Origin of the sequence: Enterobacter sp. MEB024, from assembly GCF_030209635.1 — a bacterium.
GTDB lineage: Bacteria > Pseudomonadota > Gammaproteobacteria > Enterobacterales > Enterobacteriaceae > Enterobacter > Enterobacter ludwigii.
In genome coordinates this window covers 486587-507368 of sequence record NZ_JARVRQ010000003.1, presented here as the reverse complement: position 1 = coordinate 507368, position 20782 = coordinate 486587, and the positions used below count along the sequence as shown (strand labels likewise).

Genomic DNA, 20782 nt, shown 5'->3' with positions numbered 1-20782 from the left:
CTAAAGAAGCGCAAATTTCTTAACCGCTCTCGGGCCCTGAACAAGACAGACGCAAACGTTTACGTTTATAATGCGCGCAACTTTTTCAGGGGGATTGTTATGACTCGTTTAGGAACCGCGCTGCGACCTGCGGCGACGCGTGTGATGCTGTTAGGATCGGGCGAACTGGGTAAAGAGGTCGCCATTGAGTGCCAGCGTTTGGGCGTGGAAGTCATTGCAGTGGATCGTTACGTTGACGCACCTGCCATGCATGTCGCCCACCGTTCTTATGTGATCAATATGCTGGATGGCGATACCCTGCGTACGCTGATTACGCAGGAGAAACCGGATTTCGTGGTACCCGAAATTGAAGCCATTGCCACCGATACGCTGATCGCCCTTGAGCAGGAAGGCCAGCGCGTGGTGCCCTGCGCAAAAGCGGCCAAACTGACCATGAACCGCGAAGGCATTCGTCGTCTGGCGGCTGAAGAGCTGGCCTTACCTACCTCAGGCTACCGTTTTGCCGGCGATAAAGCCGCTTTCCTGCAGGCTGTCGACGAAATTGGCTACCCGTGCATCATTAAGCCCGTCATGAGTTCCTCCGGTAAAGGACAGAGCTTTATCCGCGACAGCAGCACTCTGGATAAGGCGTGGGAGTATGCCCAGCAGGGAGGACGTGCCGGTGCCGGTCGCGTGATTATCGAAGGTGTCGTAAAGTTTGATTTCGAAATCACGCTGCTGACGGTCAGCGCCGTTGATGGCGTCCATTTCTGCGATCCGATTGGCCACCGTCAGGAAGATGGCGACTATCGTGAATCCTGGCAGCCGCAGCAGATGAGCGACCTGGCGCTGGCACGTGCGCAGGAAATTGCCCGTAAAGTGGTTCTGGCGCTGGGCGGTTACGGATTGTTTGGCGTGGAGCTGTTTGTCTGCGGCGACGAGGTAATTTTCAGTGAAGTCTCCCCTCGCCCGCACGATACCGGGATGGTCACGCTGATTTCACAGGACCTTTCTGAATTCGCCCTGCATGTGCGCGCCTTCCTCGGCCTGCCCGTTGGCGGCATTCGTCAGTACGGCCCGGCGGCTTCGGCGGTGATCCTGCCGCAATTAACCAGCCAGAACGTCACCTTTGATAACGTCGAAGGGGCTATGGGTGCAGGCTTGCAGGTTCGTCTGTTCGGGAAACCGGAGATTGACGGCACGCGCCGCCTTGGCGTGGCGCTAGCGACCGGTGAAAACGTGGATGAGGCTGTGGCAAGAGCCAAAACAGCCGCCGCGAACGTGAAGGTTGCAGGATAAAAAAACGGGCCAGCAGGCCCGTTTTTCATACTGTCTTCGCTTACTGCTTCGCGCCTTCAACCGCTTCGCGAGCCAGTTTAGTGATGCGATCCCAGTCGCCTGCTTCCAGCGCATCCGCAGGAACCAGCCATGAACCGCCGATGCACAGGACACTTTTCAGCGCCAGGTAGTCACGGTAGTTTGCCGGAGAGATACCGCCCGTCGGGCAGAAGCGAACCTGAGAGAATGGACCCGCAATAGCCTGCAGCGCTTTGGTGCCGCCGTTAGCTTCAGCCGGGAAGAATTTGAACTCTTTCAGGCCGTAATCCATACCCATCATCAGTTCAGATACGGTGCTGATACCCGGGATCAGAGGGATCGTGCCTTCGGTTGCAGCTTTCAGCAGCGGCTCGGTCAGGCCAGGGCTGATAGCGAACTGCGCGCCCGCTTCGGTCACGTCAGCCAGCTGCTGTGCGTTCAGTACGGTACCCGCACCGATGATCGCGTCCGGCACTTCTTTGGCGATAGCGCGAATAGCGTCCATAGCGCAGGCGGTACGCAGGGTCACTTCCAGAACACGAACACCACCCGCGACCAGGGCTTTCGCCATCGGGACAGCATGCTCCAGCTTGTTCACCACGATTACCGGCACGACAGGGCCAGTGGTCAGGATTGCTTCTGCACTTGTTTTCCAGTTTTTCATCAGAGTTTTCTCTCGCCAGATCGATAAAATCAAGTCGTCTTAAAACGTAATACAGGTTGCGCCCTGCTCCGCACCGGAGAGTTTCTCACGCAGCGCGCCAAACATTTCGCGTCCGGTTCCCACGCGCGATGCGCTCAGGTCAGGAATATGTGGCTTACGTGCCGCCAGTTCAGCGTCATCCACCAGCAGGGTTAACTCACCTGTCTGACCGTTGACGCGGATCATGTCTCCATCACGAACTTTCGCCAGCAAACCGCCGTCGTAAGCTTCCGGGGTCACGTGGATGGCAGAAGGCACTTTACCTGATGCGCCAGAGAGGCGTCCATCGGTCACTAACGCAATTTTGAAACGGCGGTCCAATAATACACCAAGTGGCGGCATAAGTTTATGTAATTCTGGCATCCCGTTCGCTTTTGGCCCCTGATGGCGCACCACAACGACGCAATCTTTGTCGAGCAGACCGGCATCAAACGCAGGCAAAACGTCATGCTGGCTTTCAAACACCACGGCCGGCGCTTCGATAATCTGGTTCTCTTCCGGTACGGCGGAGGTTTTCATCACCGCACGCCCCAGGTTACCGCTGAGCACTTTGGTGCCGCCGTGACGAGAGAACGGTTGTTCAAAGGTGGCGATAACCTGTGCGTCAAGCGAGGCGGTGGCGCCTTCACGCCAGTCAAGCTCACCGTTATTGAGCCACGGCTCATGGGTATAACGCTGCAAACCAAAGCCCGCCACGGTGTTCACATCTTCATGCAGCAGACCGCCTTTCAGAAGCTCGCGCATCAGCACCGGCACGCCACCGGCAGCCTGGAAGTGGTTGATGTCAGCCGGGCCGTTCGGGTACAGGCGCGCCATCAGTGGCACCACAGACGAGATATCAGAGAAATCATCCCAGTTAATCAGGATACCCGCCGCGCGCGCCATCGCCACCAGATGCATGGTGTGGTTGGTTGAACCGCCGGTTGCCAGCAGCGCAACGATACCGTTGACGATCACTTTCTCGTCGACCATTTTACCCAGCGGCATCCATGCGTTGCCGTTACCGGTCAGACGCGTTACCTGGCGGGCAGCTGCTTCAGTCAGGGCCTTACGCAGTGGCGCATCCGGCTGAATGAAAGAGGACCCAGGAAGCTGCATCCCCATAAATTCCACCACCATCTGGTTGGTGTTGGCCGTACCGTAGAAAGTACAGGTGCCCGGCGCATGGTAGGAGGCGGCTTCCGCTTCCAGCAGTGCCTGACGGTCTGCTTTACCTTCCGCATACAGCTGACGGATACGCACTTTTTCTTTGTTTGGCAGACCGCTTGCCATCGGACCTGATGGCACGAAGATCGCAGGCAGATGACCAAACGACAGCGCTGCCATGGCCAGCCCCGGGACGATTTTATCGCACACGCCGAGGTACAGCGCGCCATCAAACATATTGTGAGACAGGCCCACTGCGGCCGACATCGCAATCACTTCGCGGCTCAGCAGAGAGAGCTCCATCCCATCCTGACCCTGCGTCACGCCGTCGCACATGGCCGGCACGCCGCCCGCAACCTGGCCTACCGCATTGACGCTGTGCAGCGCTTTACGGATGATCTCCGGATACACTTCGTACGGCTGATGCGCAGAAAGCATGTCGTTGTAGGAGGTAATGATGGCGATATTGTTACGCAGCATGCTTTTCAGCGAGGCTTTATCGTCGGGCTGGCAGGCGGCGAAACCGTGCGCCAGGTTACCGCAGGCGAGTTGTGAGCGATGAACGGTATTACTTTTGGCCTGTTCAATCCGGGCGAGGTAGGCAGAACGGGTCTCTTTCGAGCGCTCAATAATGCGTTGTGTTACGCGTAACAATGTCGGATTCATAAAAGCTCCTCTAATTTATCTGTCCGGGCTCGGGAGTTTACAAAGTCGCTGGCGATTATTAACAACGCTGAAACGCTTGCTGTCCGGAGCTCAGGGGCAAAATCACTTCCGGCAGTGTAATAAAAAAAGCTCCGCGGGTGAATCCACGCGGAGCTTAAAAGTTTATAAATTGTGCCACGAGCTGTGTTAGATCATGTTACCGGTAAAATAACACCTAAGAGGCAGCTGATTATTTTACTCAAACTCATTCCAGGAGCGGCCATCACGGGTGATCATCGCGACGGACGCGACAGGCCCCCAGGTGCCCGCCTGATACGGTTTCGGCGCATCCTGATCTGCAGCCCAGGCTTCAGTGATGGAGTCGACCCATTTCCACGCCTCTTCCACTTCATCGCGACGCACGAACAGCGCCTGGATACCGCGCATGGTTTCCAGCAGCAGACGCTCGTAAGCATCGGCAAGGTGCGTCTGATTGAACGTTTCGGAGTAGCTCAGGTCCAGCTTGGTGGTCTGCAGGTTATGTTTGTGATCCAGGCCCGGCACTTTGTTCAGGATCTGGATGTCCACCCCTTCGTCTGGCTGCAGACGAATGGTCAGTTTGTTCTGTGGCAGCTCCTGCCAGGACTCTTTGAACAGGTTGAGTTCAGGGTTTTTGAAGTAAACGACCACTTCAGAGCATTTGGTCGGCAGACGTTTACCGGTACGCAGGTAGAACGGAACGCCCGCCCAGCGCCAGTCATCGATATCCACGCGGATCGCCACAAACGTCTCGGTATTGCTCGCCTTGTTGGCGCCCTCTTCTTCCAGGTAGCCCGGCACTTTTTTACCCTGAGCAAACCCTGCGGTGTACTGGCCGCGTACCGTTTTCTCACGCACGTTTGAGCGATCGATGCGACGCAGCGACTTCAGCACTTTCACTTTAGCGTCACGGATGCTGTCCGCCGTCAGGTCAGACGGTGGAGACATGGCAATCATGCAAAGGATTTGCAGCAGGTGGTTCTGGATCATGTCGCGCATCTGACCGGCCTGGTCAAAGTAACCCCAGCGGCCTTCAATCCCCACCTCTTCGGCCACGGTGATTTCCACATGGTCGATGGTACGGTTGTCCCAGTTATTCACAAACAGGGAGTTGGCAAAACGCAGCGCCAGCAGGTTCAGTACCGTCTCTTTACCAAGATAGTGGTCGATGCGGTAGACCTGGCACTCTTCGAAGTACTCGCCGACCTGGTCGTTAATTTCGCGGGAGGTTGAAAGAGAGGTCCCCAGCGGTTTCTCCATCACCACGCGTGCCGGTTTAGCGTTCAGCTTCGCTTCGCCCAGGCCTTTGCAGATTGCACCGAAAGTGCTTGGCGGCATGGCGAAGTAGTTAATGGTGACACGGTTTTTCTGATCCAGCATCGCGCCTAAACGGTTAAACGCGCTGACGTCGTTCACGTCCAGGTTACAGAAATCAAGACGTCCGCTGAGGGTATCCCACAAACTTTCATCAATCTTTTCCTTCATGAAAGTTTCGAGCGCCTCGCGTACGACCTTGGTATAAGCTTCCTTGTCCCAGTCGGCGCGCCCAACGCCCAGGATACGCGTATCCGGATGAATTTGGCCCGCTTTCTCCAGTTGATACAGGGAAGGCAGCAATTTCCGGCGTGCAAGATCGCCTTTCGCGCCGAAAATGACCAGGTCACATGCCTGGGCTGTTTGCGTTACCGCCATGTCATTCTCCTCAGTTGGATCACCTGGTACTTCTGCCAGGTATCGTTGTAATTTTATTACGTTGCACTGTACTGCTTTTACGTCATTCCCGAAACCATTAGCGCTTAACCTCGCGTGCGATACCGCGATTTTTTCGCCGTCAGACGCGTGTGGTGGCGGAATCACGCAAAAAGTGTTGATTCTTTGAACTACAGGGTCATAACAAAACCCGACACCGATCAAGTAATGAAAAAAAACAACAACATTATCTTGTCGACTGTTACCCTTTATGGAAGCCACAGGGGTAATATCGGCTAAATCGAATCATGATTTCATGTATTAATGAAATCGTTTCCACCCATGAGCGCCCTGTTAACAATGAACATGCTGGAAAAAATCCAGTTCCAACTGGAACACCTTAGCAAATCCGAGCGAAAAGTGGCCGAAGTCATTCTTGCCGCTCCTGCTCAGGCGATTCATTCAAGCATCGCCGCTCTGGCGCAGGAGGCAGGCGTCAGCGAACCGACGGTTAACCGCTTCTGCCGTAGCCTTGAAACGCGCGGCTTTCCTGATTTTAAACTGCATCTTGCACAAAGTCTGGCAAACGGCACGCCTTATGTTAATCGCAATGTGGATGAAGACGACAGTGTTGATGCCTATACGGCGAAAATATTTGAGTCGGCCATGGCTACGCTGGACCACGTTCGCCAGTCCCTGGATATGAATTCCGTGAACCGCGCGGTGGATTTACTGACCCAGGCCAAGCGCATTGCGTTCTTTGGCCTCGGCTCGTCGGCGGCCGTGGCGCATGACGCCATGAATAAGTTCTTCCGCTTTAACGTCCCGGTCATTTATTCCGATGACATTGTCCTGCAACGCATGAGCTGTATGAATTGCAGTGAAGATGATGTCGTGGTACTCATTTCGCACACCGGGCGCACCAAAAGCCAGGTGGAGCTGGCGCAACTGGCGCGTGAAAACGATGCCATGGTTATTGCCCTCACGACGGCGGGCACGCCGCTGGCAAGAGAAGCAACGCTCGCCATCACCCTTGACGTCCCGGAAGACACCGACATGTATATGCCGATGGTCTCCCGTCTGGCGCAGCTCACGGTGATTGACGTGCTGGCAACCGGTTTCACCCTGCGTCGTGGCGCAAAATTCAGAGATAACTTGAAGCGTGTCAAGGAAGCGCTTAAGGAATCGCGTTTTGATAAAGAATTGCTTATGAAAAGCGATGTTCCCTAAATAGTTTAATAACTACGATGTAACGATTTACGGCATTCGGTCCTCTCTCTGTTGCCTTGCAGCAGATGAAGGCCGATTTAATGTTCACGCAACACCAAAGTTGTTTCAGTCAACGGAGTATTACATGTCCAGAAGGCTTCGCAGAACCAAGATCGTAACCACCTTAGGCCCGGCCACTGACCGCGATAACAATCTCGAGAAAATTATCGCCGCGGGTGCCAACGTGGTGCGTATGAACTTCTCTCACGGTACGCCAGAAGACCATAAATTACGTGCCGATAAAGTGCGTGAAATTGCGGCCAAACTTGGCCGTCATGTTGCTATCCTCGGGGACCTGCAGGGTCCAAAAATTCGTGTTTCAACCTTCAAAGAAGGTAAAGTCTTCCTCAATATCGGCGACAAATTCCTGCTCGATGCCAACCTGGGTAAAGGCGAAGGCGATAAAGAAAAAGTTGGGATCGACTATAAAGGTCTGCCGGCTGACGTTGTGCCTGGCGATATCCTGCTGCTCGATGACGGTCGCGTTCAGCTGAAAGTGCTGGAAGTTCAGGGGATGAAGGTATTCACCGAAGTCACCGTCGGCGGCCCGCTCTCAAACAACAAAGGCATTAACAAACTTGGCGGTGGCCTCTCAGCCGAAGCGCTGACCGATAAAGACAAAGCGGATATCGTGACCGCTGCGCTGATTGGCGTTGACTACCTGGCCGTCTCCTTCCCACGCTGTGGCGAAGACCTGAACTACGCGCGCCGTCTGGCACGTGATGCGGGCTGTGATGCCAAAATCGTTGCTAAAGTGGAACGTGCGGAAGCCGTTTGCGATCAGGACGCGATGGATGACGTGATTCTGGCGTCTGACGTGGTGATGGTTGCCCGTGGCGATCTGGGCGTGGAAATTGGCGACCCTGAACTGGTGGGGATCCAGAAAGCCCTGATCCGCCGTGCACGTCAGCTTAACCGCGCCGTGATCACCGCAACCCAGATGATGGAATCCATGATCACCAACCCAATGCCGACCCGTGCAGAGGTGATGGACGTGGCTAACGCCGTGCTGGACGGTACCGATGCCGTAATGCTTTCTGCAGAAACCGCAGCCGGCCAGTACCCTGCTGAAACCGTAGCCGCGATGGCACGCGTTTGCCTGGGTGCTGAAAAGATCCCAAGCATCAACGTCTCTAAACACCGTCTGGACGTGCAGTTCGACAACGTGGAAGAAGCGATTGCGATGTCTGCCATGTACGCCGCTAACCACCTGAAAGGCGTAACGGCGATTATCACCATGACCGAATCTGGCCGTACCGCGCTGATGACCTCCCGTATCAGCTCCGGTCTGCCCATCTTCGCCATGTCTCGCCACGAGCGTACGCTGAACCTGACGGCGCTGTATCGCGGTGTCACGCCGGTTCACTTCGACAGCACCAACGACGGTGTCGCGGCTGCCCACGACGCCGTGAACCTGCTGCGCGACAAAGGCTATCTGGTCTCCGGTGATATCGTGATTGTGACTCAGGGTGACGTGATGAGCACCATCGGCTCGACCAATACCACTCGCGTATTGACCGTCGAGTAAGTACGCCCCTGTTAAAAAGCCCGCTCTTTTCGAAGCGGGCTTTTTTTTATTTCTGCTTATTTCTTCGGGTAAAGCTCTTTGCGTTTGTACGGCTCTGTTTCACCGGGCTTACGCGTTTTGAGCAACTTCAGTATCCACGTGTATTGCTCAGCATGCGGTCCCACCAGAATCTCGACCTCTTCGTTCATTCGACGCGCAATGGTGTGATCGTCCGCCGTCAGTAAATCATCCATAGGTGGACGCACTTCAATGCTCAGGCGATGGGTTTTCCCGTCGTATACCGGAAACAGCGGGATGACGCGCGCACGGCAGACTTTCATCAGGCGGCCAATCGCCGGCAACGTGGCTTTATACGTCGCGAAGAAATCCACAAACTCACTGTGCTCGGGGCCGTGGTCCTGATCCGGCAGATAGTAACCCCAGTAGCCCTGACGCACGGACTGTATAAACGGTTTGATGCCATCATTACGCGCATGCAGACGGCCACCAAAACGGCGACGCACGGTGTTCCAGACGTAATCAAAGATCTTATTGCCCTGGTTATGGAACATTGCCGCCATTTTCTGCCCCTGTGACGCCATCAGCATTGCAGGAATATCCACACCCCAGCCGTGAGGAACGAGGAAGATCACCTTCTCGTTGTTGCGGCGCATCTCTTCGATGATTTCCAGCCCTTTCCAGTCAACTCGTGTCTGAACTTTCTCCGGCCCTTTGAGCGCCAGTTCGGCCATCATTGCCATGGCCTGCGGCGCGGTCGTGTACATGTCGTCAATCAACGCTTCACGCTCGGCGTCACTCTTCTCCGGGAAACAGTACAGGAGGTTAATCTGCGCACGGCGACGGGCACTTTTACCAAACCGACCCGCCAGGCGGCCTATTTTTCCCAGTACCGGATCGCGAACCGAGGCAGGTAACATCGCAATCCCCGCAAATGCGTAAACGCCAAGCCAGGCACTCCAGTTGCGCGGGTGGCGAAAAGATTTTTCAAACTCAGGAATGTACTCAATATTGTTTTTTTGGGTTTCCATGCTGGTTCCAGGGTCTGGTGACGCAAAATTTCATTCAGATAGTGTAGCGAGGCAGCCGCTCGCGTACAAAACAAAAAGCCGGCACATACTGAGGCCGGCTTTTTCACTAAACAGAGGGCTTAATCAAAGCGCAGCTGCGGAATCACCTCTTTCACCTGCGCCAGGTAATCGGAACGATCTTTACCTGTCAGGCCTTCGGTACGCGGCAGTTTCGCCGTAAGCGGGTTCACTGCCTGTTGGTTAATCCACACCTCATAGTGCAAATGCGGCCCGGTAGAGCGCCCGGTATTCCCGGAGAGCGCGATACGGTCGCCACGTTTCACTTTCTGTCCCGGCTTAACCAGCAGCTTACGCAGGTGCATATAGCGGGTGGTGTAGGTACGACCATGACGCACCGCAACATAATACCCGGCTGCACCGCTGCGTTTTGCAATCACCACTTCGCCATCACCCACAGCCAGCACAGGTGTCCCCTGCGGCATGGCAAAGTCAACGCCACGGTGCGGCGCAACACGCCCGGTGACCGGGTTCAGACGGCGCGGGTTAAAGTTGGATGAGACACGGAATTGTTTAGCCGTCGGGAAGCGCAGGAAGCCCTTCGCAAGCCCGGTACCGCTGCGGTCGTAGAACTTACCGTCTTCAGCACGAATGGCGTAATAATCTTTGCCATCAGAGCGCAGACGCACGCCCACCAGCTGGCTCTGCTCACGCTTGCCGTCAAGCATTTCACGGGACATGAGGACAGAGAATTCATCGCCTTTCTTCAGTTTGCGGAAGTCCATTTGCCACTGCATGGCTTTGATTACCGAGCTGATCTCGGCGCTGGTCAGCCCCGCATCGCGCGCGCTGGAGACAAAGCTTGCGCCTACGGTCCCTTTCATCACGCTGTTCACCCAGTCGCCTTTCTGCATTTCACTGGTCATTTTGAAACCGTTTGCAGTGCGATCGTAGGTGCGGGTTTCGCGACGGGACATTTCCCAGGTCAGGCGTTGCAGATCGCCATCAGCGGTTAACGTCCAGGAGAGCTGTTGACCAATTTTCAGGTTACGAAGATCTTTATCAGCCGCCGCCAACTGGCTGATGTTTCCCATGTCGATACCGTACTGGTTCAGAACGCTGCTTAACGTATCACCCGTCGAAACGACATATTCGTGGATCCCCGCTTCATTCTCGGTTTTATCGTCCAGCTCATCCTGCGGGATGGCTTCATCTTCCTGAGCCGCCTGGTCGATAGGTTCACTGGCCTCAGGGAGGAGAGAGCGGATCTCACTCTTCTCAAGCTCGATGGTTTTGATGATTGGGGCAGAACTCGGATGGTAAACATAGGGCCGCCAGACGGCGACCGCTAACGTGAGAACTGTAAGAGACCCCAGCATAACGCGATGGGGTCGAGGCAGATTGTTAAATGCCAGGGCGACAGAGCGGGCTATCTGTTGCACGTATTCACTTCCTCGTTAATCTCCTTTCAGGCAGCTCGCATACTGGTTCGCCAGTTGGCTGAGAAACTGCGAATAGCTCGCTTTGCTCAACTGGATATTCGTACCTAGCGGGTCAAGGGTTCCCATGCGCACGGATGTTCCCCTGGCCACGGCTTCTACGACCGCTGGCCTGAACTGTGGCTCAGCAAAAACGCATGTCGCTTTCTGCTCAACCAACTGTGTTCTGATTTCATGTAAACGCTGCGCACCAGGTTGAATTTCAGGGTTGACGGTAAAGTGCCCCAGCGGGGTCAGGCCGTAGTGTTTCTCGTAATAGCCATAGGCGTCATGAAAAACGAAATACCCTTTTCCTTTCAACGGTGCGAGCTCATTACCCACCTGCTTATCGGTTGCGGCTAATTGTGCCTCAAAATCCTTCAGGTTGGCGTCTAGTTTGGCTCGACTTTGCGGCATAAGTTCCACTAATTTGTCATGGATTGCAACCGCCGAAAGCCGCGCTATCTCTGGGGATAGCCAAAGGTGCATGTTGTACTCGCCGTGATGGTGATCCCCATCACCTTTTTCGCCGTCGGCGTGTCCGGCATCATGTTCATCACCGTCGTCGTCAGCCCCTTTCATGAGCAACGGTTTCACGCCCGGGAGTTCGGCAATGGCGACCTGTTTTTCGCCCGGCACCTGTTTTGCCGACTTCTGCATAAACGCTTCCATCTCTGGACCAATCCAGACAACTAAGTCCGCGTTTTGTAAGCGTTTTACATCAGATGGACGCAGGGAATAATCATGCTCGGAAGCCCCATCAGGGAGCAGAACCTGGGTGTCAGTAACCCCATCTGCAATCGCGGAAGCAATGAAACCGAGCGGTTTAAGCGAAGCGACAACAGCAGCGTTAACATCTTGTGCTGTTGAACCCCAAAGGGCAGCGGATAATGCTGCGAAAAGAAGCGTATTTTTATGTAACATAATGCGACTAATCATCGTAATGAATGCGTGGGATGTGATATTATAACATTCGTTGACTTCTGCAAGCTTAAATTGACATGACGACTTTGGTTTCTCTCGACAATATTTCGGTCTCATTTGGCCAACGCCGCGTCCTCTCTGACGTGTCGCTGGATCTGAAACCCGGCAAAATTCTGACGCTGCTCGGCCCCAATGGCGCAGGGAAATCCACCCTGGTGCGCGTGGTGCTGGGTCTGGTAACACCTGACGAAGGGGTTATCCGCCGTGAGGAAAAATTACGCATCGGCTATGTGCCGCAAAAACTCCACCTCGACGCCACACTGCCGCTGACGGTTAGCCGTTTCCTGCGTCTGCGCCCCGGGACACATAAAGCCGATATTCTTCCGGCGCTGAAACGCGTGCAGGCAGGCCATCTGATTGATGCCCCGCTGCAGAAACTGTCCGGCGGTGAAACCCAGCGCGTATTGCTTGCCCGCGCCCTGTTGAGCAGCCCACAGCTTCTGGTGCTGGATGAGCCGACGCAGGGTGTGGACGTCAATGGTCAGGTCGCACTTTACGATTTAATCGACCAGCTACGCCGCGAACTCAACTGTGCGGTGCTGATGGTATCCCACGATCTCCATCTGGTGATGGCCAAGACCGACGAAGTGCTGTGCCTTAACCATCACATCTGCTGTTCCGGCACGCCGGAAGTGGTGTCAATGCACCCTGAATTCATCTCCATGTTCGGCCCTCGCGGCGCTGAGCAGCTGGGAATTTATCGCCATCATCACAATCACCGCCATGATTTACAGGGACGAATTGTCCTGCGCCGGGGAAATGGACACTCATGATTGAACTGTTACTGCCCGGCTGGCTGGCCGGGATTATGCTTGCCTGCGCCGCGGGCCCACTGGGCTCGTTTGTGGTGTGGCGCAGAATGTCCTATTTTGGCGATACGCTGGCACACGCGTCTCTGCTGGGCGTTGCCTTTGGCCTGTTACTGGACGTGAATCCCTTCTACGCGGTGATTGTGGTCACGCTGCTGCTGGCCGCAGGGCTGGTATGGCTGGAAAAGCGCCCTCACCTCGCCATCGATACGCTGCTTGGTATTATGGCCCACAGCGCCCTGTCGCTGGGTCTGGTGGTCGTGAGCCTGATGTCGAACATTCGTGTTGATCTGATGGCCTACCTGTTCGGTGACCTGCTGGCCGTGACGCCTGAAGATCTGATCTCCATCGCCGCTGGTGTGGTGGTCGTGCTGGGTATTCTGCTCTGGCAGTGGCGTAATTTGCTGGCGATGACCGTCAGCCCGGATCTGGCGTTTGTCGACGGCGTGAAGCTGCAGCGCGTGAAGCTGTTGCTGATGCTGGTGACGGCGTTAACGATTGGTGTGGCGATGAAATTCGTCGGCGCGCTGATCATCACTTCCCTGCTGATTATCCCCGCGGCCACTGCGCGTCGTTTTGCCCGTACGCCGGAGCAAATGGCCGGTGTCGCGGTTATCATCGGGATGATTGCGGTAACGGGAGGGTTAACCTTCTCGGCGTTCTACGATACCCCTGCCGGCCCGTCTGTGGTGCTGTGTGCGGCGCTGCTGTTTATCTTCAGTATGATGAAGAAGCCTGCAAGCTGATCGCCTCTCCCCTCTCCCACCCGGGAGAGGGAACCTCTGCTACGGCATCGCTGGCGGGGTAATACCAAAATGGTTCCACGCCCGCACCGTTGCCATACGACCGCGCGGGGTACGTTGCAAGAAACCCTGCTGGATCAGATACGGCTCAAGCACATCTTCAATTGTCTCGCGCTCTTCACCAATCGCTGCCGCCAGGTTATCCAGTCCGACCGGACCGCCAAAGAACTTATCCAGTACCGCCAGCAACAGCTTACGGTCCATGTAGTCAAAGCCTTCGGCATCCACATTCAGCATATCCAGCGCCTGCGCTGCAATCTCAGCCGAGATCGTGCCATCGTGTTTTACTTCGGAAAAGTCACGTACGCGACGCAACAGGCGGTTCGCAATACGCGGCGTCCCCCGGGAGCGCTTCGCTACCTCAAACGCCCCTTCCTCGCTCATCTCCAGCCCCATATAGCGGGCACTGCGGCCAACAATATGCTGAAGATCCGCAACCTGATAGAACTCCAGACGCTGAACGATACCAAAACGATCGCGAAGCGGAGAGGTCAATGACCCGGCACGCGTCGTCGCGCCAATCAGGGTAAACGGAGGCAGATCGATCTTGATGGAACGTGCTGCCGGACCTTCACCGATCATGATGTCCAGCTGGTAATCTTCCATCGCCGGATAGAGCACCTCTTCCACGACTGGCGACAAGCGGTGGATCTCATCGATAAACAGCACGTCATGCGGTTCAAGGTTGGTCAACATTGCCGCCAGATCGCCCGCTTTTTCCAGCACCGGGCCAGAAGTTGTGCGCAGGTTAACGCCCATTTCATTGGCGACAATGTTCGCCAGCGTGGTTTTCCCCAGACCGGGAGGGCCAAAAATCAGCAGGTGATCGAGTGCATCGCCGCGCAGTTTTGCCGCCTGGATGAAGATCTCCATCTGAGAACGAACCTGCGGCTGGCCAATATACTCATCAAGCAGTTTCGGGCGGATGGCGCGATCCACCACGTCTTCTGCCTGAAGGGTGCCTGCCGATACCAGGCGATCTGCTTCAATCATCCTTTACCTCACAATGCCGCGCGTAGCGCTTCACGAATCAGGGTTTCACTGCTGGCATCCGGTTTGGCAATTTTGCTCACCATCCGGCTGGCCTCCTGAGGTTTATATCCCAGCGCCACCAGCGCAGCAACCGCTTCCTGTTCAGCATCGTCAGAGGCTTGCGCGCCCGGCGAGGTAAGCACCAGATCAGCGGCAGGCGTAAACAGATCGCCATGCAGACCTTTAAAGCGGTCTTTCATCTCAACAATCAAACGCTCCGCGGTTTTCTTGCCGATACCCGGGAGTTTAATCAGCGCAGCAGGATCTTCGCGTTCAACGGCATTGACGAACTGTGGAGCGGACATGCCGGACAAAATAGCCAGCGCCAGCTTCGGCCCGACGCCGTTGGTTTTGATCAGCTCGCGAAACAGCATCCGTTCCTGTTTGTTGTTGAAGCCATACAGCAACTGGGCATCTTCACGCACCACAAACTGGGTAAAGACAATCGCCTCTTTGCCCGCGTCCGGCAACTCATAGAAGCAAGTCATCGGCATATGGACTTCATAGCCCACGCCACCGACTTCCAGCAGCACTAACGGGGGTTGTTTTTCAATGATGATGCCTCTGAGTCTGCCTATCACGTGACGCTCCTGCGTTCTGGAAGAAATTAACTGCCGACATAATAAAAAAAGGCTGGATAAACATCCAGCCTGATTTGTCATTATCGTAACCTGCCTCGCGCCAGATTAAGCCGCGATTCGCTCATCTGAACCGCGTTCTGGCTTATATGACAGTGGGTAATGGCTATCGCCAGCGCATCGGCGGCGTCTGCCTGCGGGTTCGCGGGAAGCTTCAGGAGCGTGCGCACCATATGCTGCACCTGACTTTTCTCCGCGCTACCAATCCCCACGACGGTCTGTTTGACCTGTCTGGCTGCGTATTCGAACACCGGAAGATCCTGATTCACCGCCGCAACAATGGCGACGCCCCGTGCCTGACCCAGTTTTAACGCTGAATCGGCGTTTTTCGCCATAAAGACCTGCTCGATGGCAAAAAAGTCGGGCTGAAACTGGGTGATGATCTCCGACACGCCAGCATAGATTAGCTTCAGGCGCGACGGCAGATCGTCCACTTTGGTCCGAATACAGCCGCTGCCAAGGTAGGTTAACTGGCGCCCTACCTGCCGGATGACGCCATAACCGGTGACGCGCGAGCCGGGGTCAATCCCGAGGATAATCGACATCACGCGTCTCCCGTAAACGGTTTATACGCTCTCATCAGAGAGTCGCTGCAACCTCATCAGAGATTTCACCGTTATGATACACTTCCTGCACGTCGTCGCAGTCTTCGAGCATGTCGATCAGACGCAGCAGTTTAGGTGCCGTTTCCGCATCCATGTCCGCTTTGGTTGACGGGATCATGGAGACTTCAGCGTTGTCGGCTTTCAGACCCGCCGCTTCCAGCGCGTCACGTACTGCGCCCATCTCTTCCCACGCGGTGTAGACGTCGATTGCGCCATCATCATAGGTCACAACGTCTTCTGCACCGGCTTCCAGCGCCGCTTCCATGATTACGTCTTCGTCGCCTTTCTCGAAGGAGATGACGCCTTTTTTGCTGAACAGATAGGCCACGGAGCCGTCAGTGCCCAGGTTACCACCGCATTTGCTGAAGGCATGACGCACTTCCGCTACGGTACGGTTACGGTTGTCGGACAGACATTCAACCATCACCGCCGTACCGCCAGGACCGTAACCTTCATAAATGATGGTTTCCATGTTCGCGTCTTCATCACCGCCTACGCCACGTGCGATAGCACGGTTCAGGGTGTCACGCGTCATGTTGTTGGACAGGGCTTTATCTACTGCCGCGCGCAGACGCGGGTTAGACGCCGCATCGCCGCCGCCCAGACGTGCCGCTGTAACCAGCTCACGAATAATTTTGGTGAAGATCTTACCGCGCTTGGCATCCTGTGCCGCTTTGCGGTGTTTGGTGTTGGCCCACTTACTATGACCTGCCATAAAAATTTCCTCAAAGAGCGCGCCTTTTCAGGCTACGTTAATTACAAATTCTTCAATCGCCTGCCGGTTGCTCCACGATTTGGTCAGTGCAGCGGCATCCGCCGCATCCACCCAGCGGTAGGTCAGGTGTTCGGTAAACACGATCTCCCGTTCATGGGGGAGCGCGAGACAGAACCACGATTCCGTATTGCGCTCAATACCCGGCGCATAGCGATGACGTAAATGGCTAAAAATTTCAAACTCCACCGTGCGCTGACAGTCCTTCAGGGTCAGTTGCTCGCAAGCAACGTCAATGGTGACCTCTTCCTTTACTTCGCGCGCGGCGGCCTGCGACGCGGTCTCCCCCTCTTCCAGGCTGCCGGTAACCGACTGCCAGAAATCAGGGTCATCGCGCCGCTGCAACATCAGCACCCGTTTCGTATCTTCTGCATAAATGACAACCAGAACCGAAACGGGACGCTTATACTGCATATTATTCGTTCTCCGAAATCTCTTTTGAAGCTTTCGGAAGCACCTGAATGCCCAGCTCAGCCAGCGCGGCCGGGTTGGCAAAGCTTGGGGCTTCCGTCATCAGACAGGCCGCAGCCGTGGTTTTCGGGAAGGCGATAACATCACGAATGTTGTCGGTGCCGGTCAGCAGCATGGTCAAGCGGTCAAGACCGAATGCCAGACCCGCGTGTGGCGGCGTACCGTATTTCAGGGCATCCAGCAGGAAGCCGAATTTCTCGCGCTGTTCGTGCTCGTTGATTCCCAGAATACCAAACACGGTTTGCTGCATTTCGCCGCTGTGAATACGCACGGAACCGCCACCCACTTCGTAGCCGTTGATAACCATGTCATACGCGTTTGCTACCGCATCTTCCGGTGCCGCTTTCAGCTCTGCCGCCGTCATGTCTTTTGGCGAGGTGAACGGGTGGTGCATTGCGGTCAGGCCGCCTTCACCGTCGTCTTCGAACATTGGGAAGTCGATTACCCACAGCGGAGCCCATTTGCTCTCGTCCGTCAGGCTCAGGTCTTTACCCAGCTTCAGACGCAGCGCGCCCATCGCGTCAGCAACGATTTTCTTGTTGTCTGCGCCAAAGAAGATCATGTCGCCATCCTGTGCGCCGGTGCGCTCGAGGATCGCTTCCACGATTTCCGCGTTCAGGAATTTCGCCACCGGGCTGGTAATGCCTTCCAGACCTTTCGCACGTTCGGTCACTTTAATATAGGCCAGACCTTTCGCGCCGTAGATCTTGATGAAGTTGCCGTAATCGTCAATCTGCTTACGGCTCAGCGCCGCACCGCCCGGTACACGCAGGGCAGCCACGCGACCTTTTGGATCGTTAGCCGGGCCGGCAAATACCGCGAACTCAACGGATTTCACCAGGTCTGCAACGTCCACCAGCTCCATCGGGTTACGCAGGTCTGGTTTGTCAGAACCGTAGCGACGTTCAGCTTCAGCGAAGGTCATGATGGGGAAATCACCCAGTTCCACGCCTTTCACGTCATTCCACAGACTGCGCACCAGGGCTTCCATCACTTCACGCACCTGCTCGGCCGTCATGAAGGAGGTTTCCACATCGATCTGGGTAAATTCTGGCTGACGGTCAGCACGCAGGTCTTCGTCGCGGAAGCATTTTACAATCTGATAGTAGCGATCGAAGCCGGACATCATCAGCAGCTGTTTGAACAGCTGAGGAGACTGTGGCAGCGCGTAGAATTTGCCTTTGTGTACACGGGATGGAACCAGGTAATCGCGCGCGCCTTCCGGCGTGGCTTTGGTCAGCATCGGGGTTTCGATGTCGAGGAAACCGTGGTCATCCATAAAGCGACGCACCAGGCTGGTGATTTTCGCACGGGTTTTCAGGCGCTGAGCCATTTCCGGACGACGCAGGTCCAGATAGCGGTATTTCAGACGCGCTTCTTCAGTGTTGACGTGGTTGGAGTCCAGCGGCAGCGCTTCAGCACGGTTGATGATAACCAGATCCGACGCCAGCACTTCAATTGCGCCGGTCGCCATGTCTGCGTTAACGTTTTTCTCGTCACGCGCACGTACGGTGCCGGTGACCTGAATGCAGAACTCATTACGCAGCTCAGAAGCCAGCTTCAACGCATCTGCGCGATCTGGGTCGAAGAACACCTGAACGATACCTTCGCGGTCGCGCATATCGATGAAGATAAGGCTCCCAAGATCACGACGACGATTGACCCAACCACACAGGGTTACCTGCTGTCCAACGTGGGACTGACGCAGCTGCCCGCAATATTCTGTACGCATGAGATATCCCTTAATTAGCCGCAGGCTAAATGTCGCCTGGAATGCAGGCTACTATGTCGCAGCTTTCTGTATGTCACAACTGGATGAAAAAAGGCGGCTATTATACTGGAAATTCCGCCAGACGATAAGAGCGAACCACGGCCAGACGGTCGTTTGCTGCGCGCTTATTGTGTATTCTCACAAAAATTAACAAAATTATCCGACCGATAACAGGTCATTACGTCGTAAGGTGTAGCGGAAGCGACTCATTTCACTGGAGTTACCATGTTAACACTTAATGCCCGCAAAACCGCGCTTGTGGTGATTGATTTACAGGAAGGGATCCTGCCGTTTGCCGGAGGCCCGCACAGCGCCGAAGATGTTGTCAGCCGCGCCGCGCGTCTGGCAGAAAAATGCCGTGCCAGCGGTGCCCCCGTGATCATGGTGCGCGTTGGCTGGTCAGCGGATTTCGCGGAGGCCTTAAAACAGCCTGTCGATGCTCAGGTTGCAGCACATTCACTACCTGAAAACTGGTGGACCTATCCGGTTTCGCTCGGCAAACGGGACAGCGATATCGAAGTGACCAAACGCCAGTGGGGCGCATTCTACGGCACCGATCTTGAGCTGCAGCTGCGTCGGCGCGGTATCGACACCCTGATTCTCTGTGGGATCTCCACCAACATTGGCGTGGAATCCACCGCCCGGAACGCCTGGGAGCTGGGCTTTAACCTGGTGATTGCTGAAGATGCATGCAGCGCAGCGTCTGCGGAGCAGCACCAGGGCAGTATGACCCACATCTTCCCGCGCATTGGCCGCGTGCGTAGCACGGACGACATTATAAGCGCCCTATGATCTACCTTGGCCTGCCCCAGTGGTCGCACCCGAAATGGGTGCGCCTGGGTATTACCAGCCTTGAAGAATATGCCCGTCATTTCAACTGCGTCGAGGGCAATACCACTCTCTACGCGCTACCCAGAGCAGAGATTGTTGAGCGCTGGCGCGACCAGACGACCGATGATTTCCGCTTCTGCTTCAAGTTTCCGGCGACGATCTCCCACACCGCTGCGCTGCGAAACTGCGGTGATTTGACCGGCGAGTTCTTTGGCCGGATGTCGCCGCTGGCGAACCGCATCGGTCAGTACTGGTTGCAGCTTCCGGCCACCTTTAGCCCACGCGACCTGCCTGCGCTATGGCAGTTCCTTGATACCCTGCCCAAGGACTTCACCTACGGCGTTGAGGTGAGACATGCGGCGTTTTTTGCCAAGGGAGAGGCTGAAACGGCCCTTAACCGTGGCTTACATGCGCGCGGGGTGAACCGGGTGATTCTCGACAGCCGTCCCGTGCACAGCGCCATCCCGCATAACGAGGCCATCATTGATGCCCAGCGTAAAAAGCCCAGAGTGCCTGTTCACGCCGTGGTCACCGCGCAAAACCCGATGGTCAGGTTTATCGGCAGCGATAACATGCAGCAAAACCAGGAGATGTTCGCCGTCTGGCTGCAAAAATTAGCGAAATGGGAGCAAACCACCACGCCGTATCTCTTTCTCCATACGCCGGATATCGCTCATGCCCCCGAACTGGTCGATGTTCTCTGGCAGGCCTTGCAGGCTGCGGTTCCGTCTGTAGGCAGCGCCCCTTCTATCCCACAACAATCTTCTCTTTTCTGATATCAGCCCCTATCATAGGAAGGTGCCATCTGCCAAAAACAGGGAGTTAGTATGGTCAGCGCGCTGTATGCGGTGTTAGGTGCATTACTGCTGATTAAGTTTTCATTTGATGTTGTGCGCCTGCGAATGCAGTACCGTGTTTCTTACGGTGACGGCGGTTTTTCGGAGTTACAGAGCGCTATCCGCATTCACGGTAACGCGGTTGAGTACATCCCCGTTGCGTTAATTTTGCTGCTGTTTATGGAAATGAACGGCGCGGAAACCTGGATGGTGCACGTCTGCGGCCTGCTTCTGATTGCCGGCCGGTTAATGCATTATTACGGCTTTCACCACCGCTTATTCCGCTGGCGTCGTTCCGGCATGAGCGCGACCTGGTGTTCGCTTTTGCTGATGGTGCTGGCTAACCTTTGGTATATGCCGTGGGAGTTGGTTTTCTCCTTCCATTAGCGCACAATACGCCACTTTATTTTTC

20 protein-coding genes are annotated in these 20782 nt (G+C 55.5%); 8 read left to right on the top strand and 12 right to left on the bottom strand.

What is annotated here, in order from left to right:
* Positions 1 to 99 precede the first annotated feature (99 nt).
* On the top strand, positions 100 to 1278 hold the full coding sequence (gene purT / locus QRN24_RS08600) for a formate-dependent phosphoribosylglycinamide formyltransferase (protein WP_284942615.1): 1179 nt from the start codon (positions 100 to 102) through the stop codon (positions 1276 to 1278).
* Between the two features lie 40 nt (positions 1279 to 1318).
* Here the strand turns inward: purT and kdgA are convergent, their stop codons facing one another.
* The 3 genes from kdgA to zwf form a co-directional block, all read right to left on the bottom strand.
* Positions 1319 to 1960: a bifunctional 4-hydroxy-2-oxoglutarate aldolase/2-dehydro-3-deoxy-phosphogluconate aldolase gene (gene kdgA / locus QRN24_RS08595; RefSeq protein WP_020883402.1), complete on the bottom strand. Its 642-nt coding sequence runs from the start codon at positions 1958 to 1960 to the stop codon at positions 1319 to 1321.
* A gap of 39 nt (positions 1961 to 1999) precedes the next feature.
* Positions 2000 to 3811, bottom strand: a complete 1812-nt coding sequence (gene edd / locus QRN24_RS08590; protein WP_014170631.1) for a phosphogluconate dehydratase — start codon at positions 3809 to 3811, stop codon at positions 2000 to 2002.
* A 234-nt stretch (positions 3812 to 4045) separates the two neighbouring features.
* Positions 4046 to 5521, bottom strand: a complete 1476-nt coding sequence (gene zwf, locus QRN24_RS08585; RefSeq protein WP_020883401.1) for a glucose-6-phosphate dehydrogenase — start codon at positions 5519 to 5521, stop codon at positions 4046 to 4048.
* Positions 5522 to 5878: 357 nt separating this feature from the next.
* Here zwf and QRN24_RS08580 point away from each other — a divergent pair, with 357 nt between their 5' ends.
* Together QRN24_RS08580 and pyk are read left to right on the top strand one after the other, a co-directional pair.
* Positions 5879 to 6748: a MurR/RpiR family transcriptional regulator gene (locus QRN24_RS08580; protein WP_025203851.1), complete on the top strand. Its 870-nt coding sequence runs from the start codon at positions 5879 to 5881 to the stop codon at positions 6746 to 6748.
* A gap of 124 nt (positions 6749 to 6872) precedes the next feature.
* Positions 6873 to 8315 (top strand): pyruvate kinase, encoded by a 1443-nt coding sequence (gene pyk, locus QRN24_RS08575; RefSeq protein WP_020883399.1) that lies wholly within the window; start codon positions 6873 to 6875, stop codon positions 8313 to 8315.
* Between the two features lie 56 nt (positions 8316 to 8371).
* Here pyk and lpxM read toward each other — a convergent pair whose 3' ends face one another.
* The 3 genes from lpxM to znuA form a co-directional block, all read right to left on the bottom strand.
* Positions 8372 to 9343, bottom strand: a complete 972-nt coding sequence (gene lpxM / locus QRN24_RS08570) for a lauroyl-Kdo(2)-lipid IV(A) myristoyltransferase (protein ID WP_025203850.1) — start codon at positions 9341 to 9343, stop codon at positions 8372 to 8374.
* Positions 9344 to 9462: 119 nt separating this feature from the next.
* Entirely contained in the window at positions 9463 to 10782 is a 1320-nt protein-coding gene (gene mepM, locus QRN24_RS08565; protein ID WP_014170636.1) for a murein DD-endopeptidase MepM, read from the bottom strand.
* Positions 10783 to 10797: 15 nt separating this feature from the next.
* Positions 10798 to 11742, bottom strand: coding sequence for a zinc ABC transporter substrate-binding protein ZnuA (znuA, locus tag QRN24_RS08560; RefSeq protein WP_025203849.1), 945 nt, complete (start codon positions 11740 to 11742; stop codon positions 10798 to 10800).
* A 77-nt stretch (positions 11743 to 11819) separates the two neighbouring features.
* Here znuA and znuC point away from each other — a divergent pair, with 77 nt between their 5' ends.
* Together znuC and znuB are read left to right on the top strand one after the other, a co-directional pair.
* Positions 11820 to 12575 (top strand): zinc ABC transporter ATP-binding protein ZnuC, encoded by a 756-nt coding sequence (gene znuC / locus QRN24_RS08555; protein ID WP_014170638.1) that lies wholly within the window; start codon positions 11820 to 11822, stop codon positions 12573 to 12575.
* Positions 12572 to 13357 carry a zinc ABC transporter permease subunit ZnuB gene (gene znuB / locus QRN24_RS08550; RefSeq protein WP_014170639.1) on the top strand — a complete coding sequence of 262 codons (786 nt, stop codon included), beginning with the start codon at positions 12572 to 12574 and terminating at the stop codon, positions 13355 to 13357. The genes znuC and znuB overlap by 4 nt, the downstream gene beginning before the upstream one ends.
* A gap of 39 nt (positions 13358 to 13396) precedes the next feature.
* Here the strand turns inward: znuB and ruvB are convergent, their stop codons facing one another.
* From ruvB to aspS, 6 genes are all read right to left on the bottom strand, one after another.
* Entirely contained in the window at positions 13397 to 14407 is a 1011-nt protein-coding gene (gene ruvB, locus QRN24_RS08545) for a Holliday junction branch migration DNA helicase RuvB (protein ID WP_014170640.1), read from the bottom strand.
* A gap of 8 nt (positions 14408 to 14415) precedes the next feature.
* Positions 14416 to 15027 carry a Holliday junction branch migration protein RuvA gene (gene ruvA, locus QRN24_RS08540; protein ID WP_020883395.1) on the bottom strand — a complete coding sequence of 204 codons (612 nt, stop codon included), beginning with the start codon at positions 15025 to 15027 and terminating at the stop codon, positions 14416 to 14418.
* An 80-nt stretch (positions 15028 to 15107) separates the two neighbouring features.
* Positions 15108 to 15629, bottom strand: coding sequence for a crossover junction endodeoxyribonuclease RuvC (ruvC, locus tag QRN24_RS08535; protein WP_025203848.1), 522 nt, complete (start codon positions 15627 to 15629; stop codon positions 15108 to 15110).
* Positions 15630 to 15663: 34 nt separating this feature from the next.
* Positions 15664 to 16404, bottom strand: coding sequence for a YebC/PmpR family DNA-binding transcriptional regulator (locus tag QRN24_RS08530; protein ID WP_014170643.1), 741 nt, complete (start codon positions 16402 to 16404; stop codon positions 15664 to 15666).
* Between the two features lie 27 nt (positions 16405 to 16431).
* A complete protein-coding gene (gene nudB / locus QRN24_RS08525; RefSeq protein WP_014170644.1) occupies positions 16432 to 16875 on the bottom strand; it encodes a dihydroneopterin triphosphate diphosphatase in 444 nt (147 codons plus the stop codon).
* Position 16876: 1 nt separating this feature from the next.
* Complete coding sequence (gene aspS / locus QRN24_RS08520) at positions 16877 to 18664, bottom strand: aspartate--tRNA ligase (protein ID WP_032678430.1); 1788 nt, start codon at positions 18662 to 18664, stop codon at positions 16877 to 16879.
* Between the two features lie 264 nt (positions 18665 to 18928).
* Here aspS and QRN24_RS08515 point away from each other — a divergent pair, with 264 nt between their 5' ends.
* The 3 genes from QRN24_RS08515 to QRN24_RS08505 are packed head-to-tail and all read left to right on the top strand — an operon-like array spanning position 18929 to position 20757.
* Positions 18929 to 19495, top strand: a complete 567-nt coding sequence (locus tag QRN24_RS08515) for a hydrolase (protein ID WP_032678431.1) — start codon at positions 18929 to 18931, stop codon at positions 19493 to 19495.
* Positions 19492 to 20310 (top strand): DUF72 domain-containing protein, encoded by an 819-nt coding sequence (locus QRN24_RS08510; RefSeq protein WP_232946948.1) that lies wholly within the window; start codon positions 19492 to 19494, stop codon positions 20308 to 20310. The genes QRN24_RS08515 and QRN24_RS08510 overlap by 4 nt, the downstream gene beginning before the upstream one ends.
* Positions 20311 to 20361: 51 nt before the next feature.
* Positions 20362 to 20757 carry an MAPEG family protein gene (locus QRN24_RS08505; protein WP_020883391.1) on the top strand — a complete coding sequence of 132 codons (396 nt, stop codon included), beginning with the start codon at positions 20362 to 20364 and terminating at the stop codon, positions 20755 to 20757.
* The last annotated feature ends 25 nt before the right edge of the window (positions 20758 to 20782 follow it).

What these genes read in the sequence shown, in the direction of transcription:
- purT (WP_284942615.1), top strand. Translation starts at nt 100, where the DNA reads ATGACTCGTTTAGGAACCGCGCTGCGACCTGCGGCGACGCGTGTGATG.
- kdgA (WP_020883402.1), bottom strand. Translation starts at nt 1,960, where the DNA reads ATGAAAAACTGGAAAACAAGTGCAGAAGCAATCCTGACCACTGGCCCT.
- edd (WP_014170631.1), bottom strand. Translation starts at nt 3,811, where the DNA reads ATGAATCCGACATTGTTACGCGTAACACAACGCATTATTGAGCGCTCG.
- zwf (WP_020883401.1), bottom strand. Translation starts at nt 5,521, where the DNA reads ATGGCGGTAACGCAAACAGCCCAGGCATGTGACCTGGTCATTTTCGGC.
- QRN24_RS08580 (WP_025203851.1), top strand. Translation starts at nt 5,879, where the DNA reads ATGAACATGCTGGAAAAAATCCAGTTCCAACTGGAACACCTTAGCAAA.
- pyk (WP_020883399.1), top strand. Translation starts at nt 6,873, where the DNA reads ATGTCCAGAAGGCTTCGCAGAACCAAGATCGTAACCACCTTAGGCCCG.
- lpxM (WP_025203850.1), bottom strand. Translation starts at nt 9,343, where the DNA reads ATGGAAACCCAAAAAAACAATATTGAGTACATTCCTGAGTTTGAAAAA.
- znuA (WP_025203849.1), bottom strand. Translation starts at nt 11,742, where the DNA reads ATGTTACATAAAAATACGCTTCTTTTCGCAGCATTATCCGCTGCCCTT.
- znuC (WP_014170638.1), top strand. Translation starts at nt 11,820, where the DNA reads ATGACGACTTTGGTTTCTCTCGACAATATTTCGGTCTCATTTGGCCAA.
- znuB (WP_014170639.1), top strand. Translation starts at nt 12,572, where the DNA reads ATGATTGAACTGTTACTGCCCGGCTGGCTGGCCGGGATTATGCTTGCC.
- ruvB (WP_014170640.1), bottom strand. Translation starts at nt 14,407, where the DNA reads ATGATTGAAGCAGATCGCCTGGTATCGGCAGGCACCCTTCAGGCAGAA.
- ruvC (WP_025203848.1), bottom strand. Translation starts at nt 15,629, where the DNA reads ATGTCGATTATCCTCGGGATTGACCCCGGCTCGCGCGTCACCGGTTAT.
- QRN24_RS08530 (WP_014170643.1), bottom strand. Translation starts at nt 16,404, where the DNA reads ATGGCAGGTCATAGTAAGTGGGCCAACACCAAACACCGCAAAGCGGCA.
- nudB (WP_014170644.1), bottom strand. Translation starts at nt 16,875, where the DNA reads ATGCAGTATAAGCGTCCCGTTTCGGTTCTGGTTGTCATTTATGCAGAA.
- aspS (WP_032678430.1), bottom strand. Translation starts at nt 18,664, where the DNA reads ATGCGTACAGAATATTGCGGGCAGCTGCGTCAGTCCCACGTTGGACAG.
- QRN24_RS08515 (WP_032678431.1), top strand. Translation starts at nt 18,929, where the DNA reads ATGTTAACACTTAATGCCCGCAAAACCGCGCTTGTGGTGATTGATTTA.
- QRN24_RS08510 (WP_232946948.1), top strand. Translation starts at nt 19,492, where the DNA reads ATGATCTACCTTGGCCTGCCCCAGTGGTCGCACCCGAAATGGGTGCGC.
- QRN24_RS08505 (WP_020883391.1), top strand. Translation starts at nt 20,362, where the DNA reads ATGGTCAGCGCGCTGTATGCGGTGTTAGGTGCATTACTGCTGATTAAG.